A 6,996-nucleotide genomic window follows, 5' to 3' on the forward strand; every position below is an offset into this window, starting at 1 on the left:
CTAGGGGTCTGGGTCTTCAGAACTGGAGGGACTTGGTCTGGAGGTACTCGGACAGTCCGTGCGGGCCCAGTTCCCGTCCGACGCCCGACTGCTTGTAACCGCCGAAGGGCGCCAGGGGGTTGAAGCGCCCGCCGTTGATGTCGACCTGTCCGGTGTCCAGGCGCCGCGCGAAGGCCACGGCCTCCGCCTCGTCCCCGGCCCAGACGGCGCCCGCGAGCCCGTACACCGTGCCGTTCGCGATGCGCAGCGCGTCCGCCTCGTCCGCGTACCGGATGATGGACAGGACCGGGCCGAAGATCTCCTCCTGGGCGATCGCCATGTCGGGCTCGACGTCCGCGAAGACGGTCGGGCTGACGAAGTAGCCCTGCTCGCGCGGGGCCTCGGGGCCGCCCGCGACGAGCCGCGCGCCCTCGCCGACGCCCTTCTCGATGTATCCGACCACGCGTTCGCGCTGCTTGGCGTTGACCACCGGGCCGATGCGCTCGCCGTACTTCCCGGCGGCGTCGGCGGCCAGGGCGACGGCCTCGTCGTACTGGGAGTCGTGCACGAGCATGCGGGTCCAGGCGCTGCACGTCTGGCCGGAGTTGGACATCACGTTGGCGACGCCGACGTTCACCGCCTTGGCCAGGTCGGCGCTGGGCAGGATGACGTTGGCGGACTTGCCGCCGAGTTCCAGGGCGACCCGCTTGACGGCCGCGCCGGCCGTCGCGCCGATCTGCCGGCCGACGGCGGTGGAGCCGGTGAAGGAGACCAGGTCCACGCCCTCGTGCTCGGCGAGCGCCTGGCCCGCGACCGGGCCGAGGCCGGTGACGAGGTTGAAGACGCCGGCCGGGACGCCCGCCTCGTGGACCGCCTCCGCGAAGAGCTGCGCGGTCAGCGGGGTGTCCTCGGCGGGCTTCAGCACGACGGTGCAGCCGGCCGCCAGCGCCGGGGCGACCTTGGCGACGATCTGGTGGAGCGGGTAGTTCCAGGGCGTGATCGCCCCGACGACGCCGACCGGTTCCAGGTAGACGGTCGAGTTGCCGATCTTCTCCTCGAAGGCGTACGAGGCGGCGAGGTCCGCGTAGGAGCCGGCGACCGCGATCGGTGCGCCGACGTGGACGGCCTGGGAGAACTTCAGGGGGGAGCCGAGTTCGGCGGTGACCGTCCCGGCGATCTCGTCCTTGCGGGCGACCAGGACGTCCCGCAGGGCGGCGAGCCGTGCGGCGCGTTCGGCGGGCGGGGTGGCCGCCCAGGCCGGGAAGGCGGCGCGGGCGGCGCGTACGGCGGCGTCGACGTCCTCGATCGTGCCCGCCGGGACCAGGGCGATGACCTGTTCGTCGGACGGGTTCACGACGGCGATCGTGTCCGCGCCCGCCGCGGGGCGCCACTCGCCGCCGATGTACATGCCGTCGTGTGCGTTCATGCGGTTTCCTCCCGGGAGGTCGTCGTCGTCCGGCCTCCAACCTAGCCGTCCTCCACCGCTGAAACTAGCGGTGTTAGTTTTGTGACGCCAGGGGGTGCCCTCCGGGGGTTCGGGAGGGTGGGTTCCGTGGAGGGTCGGGTGCGGACCGGTGGGGGCTTGTCGCGCAGTTCCCCGCGCCCCTAAAGAGGGGCGCCCCTCTTTAGGGGCGCGGGGAACGTGGGGGCTTGTCGCGCAGTTCCCCGCGCCCCTAAAGAGGGGCGCCCCTCTTTAGGGGCGCGGGGAACTGCGCGAACGGCCACGACGCGCCCGCAGACGCGCACTCACCGGCAGATGTACCCCTTTGGGCGCGCCCGGATCCGAAGGTGGCCGCCCCTGCCGGAGGCCCAGCGTCGAGGCCGTCAGCAGCAGCGCGCCCAGCATCACGAACGGGGCCGCCACCCCCGCCACCCCGGCGATCAGCCCCGCCGCGGCGGGCGCCGCGACCTGGCCGAGCCGGTTGCCGGTCAGCCGCAGGGCGAGGGCGGTGGAGCGGGCGTCGTCGGGGGCCGCCTGGACGACCGTGGTCATCGACAAGGGCTGCCCCACCCCCAGGCAGAAGCCCAGCACGGCGAGCATCACGGCCAGGCCCCAGACCGGGACGGGCAGCGCGATCCCGGCGCACAGCAGGGCCGCCAGCAGACAGGTGGTCGTGAGCAGCGCGGCCCGGCCCAGCAGCCGCAGCATCGGCGTCATCACCAGCCGGCAGGCGATGGTCGCCGCCGCCCGCAGGCTGAGCAGCAGGCCGATCACGGAGGGCGCGATGCCCCGGTGCTCGCCGACCACCGGCAGGTACGCGGTGAGGATGTCCGTCGCGGAGAGCACGGCGAGGCTGATGAAGATGCCCGCGGGCACGCCCCGGGTGCGCAGGATGCGGTGCACGGGCACGCGCGGCCCCTGCCCGGTGCGGGACGCGGCCGGCGTGCGGTGCTCGATGCGCCACAGGGACACGAACGAGAACGCCGCGACGCCGCCCGCCACCAGCAGGGCGAGGGCGCTGGTGCCCGCCATGTCGGGGCCGCCGATCAGGGCGCCCGCGGCGACCGGCCCGACGAGCTGGCCGAGCGAGGCGCCGATGGTGAAGTGGCCGAAATTGCGGTCCTGTTCGTGCGGCGCGGACTGGCGGGCCACCAGCGACTGGGCGCCGATCACGAAGGAGAGGTGCCCCAGGCCCATCACCCCGCTCCAGGCGGCCATCGCGGTGAGGGAGTCCGCCGTACCGCTGAGGGCGCAGCCCCCGGCGATGAGGACCACGCCCGCGGGGAGCAGCGGGGCGCACCGGCCGTGGTCGGTCCTGCGGCCGAGCGGGACGGCGGCGAAGAGCGGCAGCAGCGCGTACACGCCGGCGATCACGCCGATCGCCCGCTCGTCCGCGCCGAGCGCGAGGGCCCGGTAGGAGACGGCGGGCCGCGCCATCGACACCGCCCCCTGCGCGAAGCTGAAGGCGATGACGAGGCGGAGCAGCCAGCCGCGGCTCCCGCCGGGCCTCTCGGTGACGTTCTTCATCGGATGGGTGCGGCCTCCGTCGTGAGCGGGCCGTGAGCGGGCCGTGGGTCGTCGGCCGTGGATCGCCGGCCGTGGGTCAGATGATGCCGAACAGGATTCCGGCGCCGAGCACCACCAGCGAGGTGAGCGCCGCCCACTTGACCACGAACCTGGTGTGGTCGCCGAAGTCGACCTTGGCCATGCCCACCAGCACGTACACGGCCGGGACCAGCGGGCTCGACATGTGCAGCGGCTGGCCGACGAGGGAGGCGCGGGCGATCTCCAGCGACGAGACGCCGTGCGCGGCACCGGCCTCGGCGAGGACGGGCAGGACGCCGAAGTAGAAGCCGTCGTTCGACATGAAGTAGGTGAGCGGCAGGCTCAGGGCGCCGGTGACGAGGGCCATGTGCGGGCCCATGCCCTCGGGGATGCCGTTGACGAGCCACTTCGCCATGGAGTCGACCATGCCGGTGCCCTGGAGGACGCCGGTGAAGACGGCAGCGGCGAAGACCATGCCGGACACGTTCAGGACGTTGTCGGCGTGGGCGGCCAGCCGCTCCCTCTGGTCGGGGATGTTCGGGAAGTTGACGGTCAGGGCGAGCGCGGCGGCGAGCAGGAAGAGGACCGGGATCGGCAGCAGCTCCAGGATCATGGCGGCGATCAGGACCGCCGTGAGCAGCGCGTTGAACCAGTACAGCTTCGGCCGCAGCGTCGGGCGGTTCGGGTCGAGGCCCTGGAGGCGCACGTCGTCCTCCTCGTCGGCCGGTGCGCTCTCCTCCGGGGCTCCGGTGCCGGTCCCGGAGCCGGAGCCCGCGCTCCCCGTGCTCCCCGTGCTCCCCGTGCCCTTGGTGAAGCGCACCTTGCTGCCGCCGCCGGGGCCGCCGGAGGCACCCGCACCGGCCCCGACCAGCACCGTCTCGGTCTCGTTCTCGGTCTGCGTCGCCGTCTCCGTCACCACCGCCGCCGTCGTCTCCCGCGGCCGCTCCTCCTCCAGTACCTCCGCCAGGCTCAGCACGCCGAGCCGGCGGCGCTCGCGCAGGCCGAGGACGTACGAGAGGGCGATCACGGCGACCAGGCCGACGGCGAGCGCCGGGATCATCGGGACGAAGATGTCACCGGCGTCGAGCTTGAGCGCGGTGGCGGCGCGGGCCGTCGGGCCGCCCCAGGGCAGGGTGTTCATCACGCCGTTGGCGGTGGCGGCGACACCGGTCATCACCACGAGGCTCATCTTCAGGCGCTTGTAGAGCGGGTACATCGCGGAGACCGTGATCATGAAGGTGGTCGAGCCGTCGCCGTCCAGGGAGACGATCGCGGCGAGCAGGGCCGTGCCGACGACGATGCGCATCGGGTCGGCCTTGCAGAACCTGAGGATGCCCCGGACGACCGGGTCGAAGAGGCCGACGTCGATCATGACGCCGAAGTACACGATGGCGAACATCAGCATCGCGGCGGTGGGCGCGAGGGTGCCCACCCCTTCGATGACGTAGTCGCCGAGGTGGGCGCCTTTCCCGACGAAGACGCAGAAGAGCGCCGGGATCAGTACGAGCGCCGCGATCGGCGACATCTTCTTCAGCATGATCAGGACCAGGAAGGTCGCGATCATGGTGAAGCCGAGGATGGTCAGCATGAGTGGACACCTAACGTTCGCCCTTGAACTCCCACCAGGGCCGGCGGTTCGAGTGACGTTAGGTCGGGCCTTCAAGCCTTAACAAGATGTTGACGTGCGAGCAATAAGCGCAAAACTCCTGGTCACAGCGTGGTGCCGGCCGGCGCGACCTCGACGGGTACGCCGTTGAGGACCGCGGTGCCGGACAGCGGGTCGAGGAGGCTGCCGTCCAGCAGCTGGTTGACGTTGACGCCGGGGTCCGCGGCGGCGTGCCGCAGCCGGGTGCCGGGCCGGTCGTGCCCCCAGCCGTGCGGCAGGCTCACGACCCCGCGCCGTACGGCGTCGGTGACCTCGGCGGGGGCGACGACCTCTCCCCCGGCGCCCTTGACGCGTACCGGCGCCCCGTCTGTGACGCCGAGGCGTTCGGCGTCGTCGGGGTGCAGGTGCAGGGTGCAGCGGTTGGTGCCGCCGGTGAGGGCGGGGATGTTGTGCATCCAGCTGTTGTTGGACCGCAGGTGGCGGCGGCCGACCAGGACGAGGCCGTCGGGGCGGGCGCGCAGGGCGTCCCTGAGGCGCGGGAGGTCGTCGGCGAGGGGCTGCGGGAGCAGTTCGACGCGTCCGCTGCGGGTCTTGAGCGGGCCGGGCAGGCGCGGCTTCAGCGGTCCGAGGTCGATGCCGTGGGGCGCGGCCAGCAGTTTCTCCAGGTTCAGGCCGTCGGGGCGGGCGCCGAATCCGTCGCCGTACGGGCCCAGGCGCAGCATCATGTCGAGACGGCGCTCGGGGCCGGTGTCACCGGTGAGGGCGGCGGCGAGTTCGCGGGGGTCGCGGCCGTGCACCGGGGAGTGCGCCTCCGTGACGGCCTTGCCGAGGGTCCGGTCGACGACCAGGGCGTCGACGGTGGAGGGGTCGGCGCCGTGCATGCCGGTCGCGGCCAGGACCAGCCGGGCGAGGATCTCCGTCTCGGGCATCCTGCCGGGTTCCAGGGGGACGGCGGCCCGGGTGTAGCGGACCTGGTTGCGGACGGCGAGCGTGTTGAAGGCGAAGTTCGTTGAGGTACGGGTCGACGCTGACCATGAAGTCGAGCGAGTCGAGGGCCTTGTCGAGGCGGTCGCCGTCGGGGGCGGAGAGGACGGGGTTGGCGGCGATGACGACGAGCGCGCGCACGGGCTCGCCCTCGGGGGMCGCGGTGTCGATCTCCTCGGCGAGTGCGGCGAGCGGCAGTTCGCCCTTGGCCTCGGGGTGGCGGCTCACCCGGCTGTGCCAGCGGCCGAGCGCGAAGCCGTGGCCGGGTCCCGCGGGGCGGGGCGTGCGGTCGGTGGCGGCCTGCGGGAAGAGGGCGCCGCCGGGCCGGTCGAGGTTGCCGGTGAGGATGGTGAGGACGTCGACCAGCCAGCTGGCCAGGGTGCCGTGCGGGACGGTGCAGCTGCCGATGCGGCCGTAGACGGCGGCGGTGGGCGCGGCGGCCAGGTCGCGGGCCAGTTCCCGGATGGTGGCGGCGTCGACGTCGCAGGCCTGCGCGGCGGCCTCGGGGGTGAAGTCCCGTACGGCTTCGCGCAGTTCGTCGAGTCCTTGGACCAGTTCGGCGAGGTGGCCGAGGTCGGTGAGCCGTTCTTCGAAGAGGACGTGCGCCATCGCCGCGAGGAGCAGGGCGTCGGTGCCGGGGCGGACGGCGACGTGCCGGTCGGCGAGCTTGGCGGTGCGGGTGCGGCGGGGGTCGACGACCGTCAGCGTGCCGCCGCGCGCCCGGAGGGCCTTGAGCTTGCCGGGGAAGTCGGGCGCGGTGCACAGACTCCCGTTGGACTCCAGGGGGTTGGCGCCGATCAGCAGCAGGTGGTCGGTGCGGTCCAGGTCGGGTACGGGGATCGCGTTGGCGTCGCCGTAGAGGAGGCCGCTGGAGACGTGCTTGGGCATCTGGTCGACGGTGGACGCGGTGAAGACGCTGTGCGTGCCGAGCCCGGCGAGCAGGACGGCCGGGTAGAGGGCGCCGGCCATGGTGTGCACGTTCGGGTTGCCGAGGACGGCTCCGACGGAGTGCGGGCCGTGGCGCTCGACGACCGGGCGCAGTCCGGCGGCGACCGCGTCGAAGGCCTCCTCCCAGGTGGCCTCGCGCAGTACGCCGTCGGTGCGCACCAGCGGGGTCCACAGCCGGTCCGGGTCACCGTCGGCCGCGCCGAACGCGGCCCCTTTCGGACAGATGAACCCCCGGCTGAACACGTCGTCGCGGTCTCCGCGCGCGGCGGTCACCCTGGTCCCCTCGATGGTGAGGGTCAGCCCGCAGGTGGCCTCGCAGAGCGGGCAGATGCGCAGGGCCGTGCGGGAGTCGGTGGTGGTGGACACGGGTCCTCCCGGAGGGGATGGCGGCGACGGTGACGCACTGACCGGGCCGAGCATACCGACCGGTACGCACGGTGGGGAGGGGTCGAGGGGGTCACGTCGCGAATCCGCCTGCCGGACAGGGCGGAAC

At 73.1% G+C, this 6,996-nt stretch carries 3 protein-coding genes and 1 pseudogene; all 4 read right to left on the reverse strand.

The window, feature by feature from the left end; all coding sequences use genetic code 11:
* Positions 1–16 precede the first annotated feature (16 nt).
* Positions 17–1,405 (reverse strand): aldehyde dehydrogenase family protein, encoded by a 1,389-nt coding sequence (locus tag FGF04_RS20810; RefSeq protein WP_149512827.1) that lies wholly within the window; start codon positions 1,403–1,405, stop codon positions 17–19.
* Between the two features lie 267 nt (positions 1,406–1,672).
* The gene (locus tag FGF04_RS20815) at positions 1,673–2,947 is read right to left on the reverse strand and encodes an MFS transporter (protein ID WP_149512828.1); all 1,275 of its coding nucleotides are present in this window, start codon (positions 2,945–2,947) and stop codon (positions 1,673–1,675) included.
* Between the two features lie 76 nt (positions 2,948–3,023).
* Positions 3,024–4,553 (reverse strand): CitMHS family transporter, encoded by a 1,530-nt coding sequence (locus FGF04_RS20820; RefSeq protein WP_149512829.1) that lies wholly within the window; start codon positions 4,551–4,553, stop codon positions 3,024–3,026.
* 122 nt (positions 4,554–4,675) lie between these two features.
* A pseudogene (locus tag FGF04_RS20825) lies at positions 4,676–6,869 on the reverse strand (molybdopterin oxidoreductase family protein).
* Positions 6,870–6,996: the final 127 nt, after the last annotated feature.

This window comes from Streptomyces apricus (genome assembly GCF_008369065.1).
GTDB classification, from domain to species: Bacteria; Actinomycetota; Actinomycetes; order Streptomycetales; family Streptomycetaceae; genus Streptomyces; species Streptomyces apricus.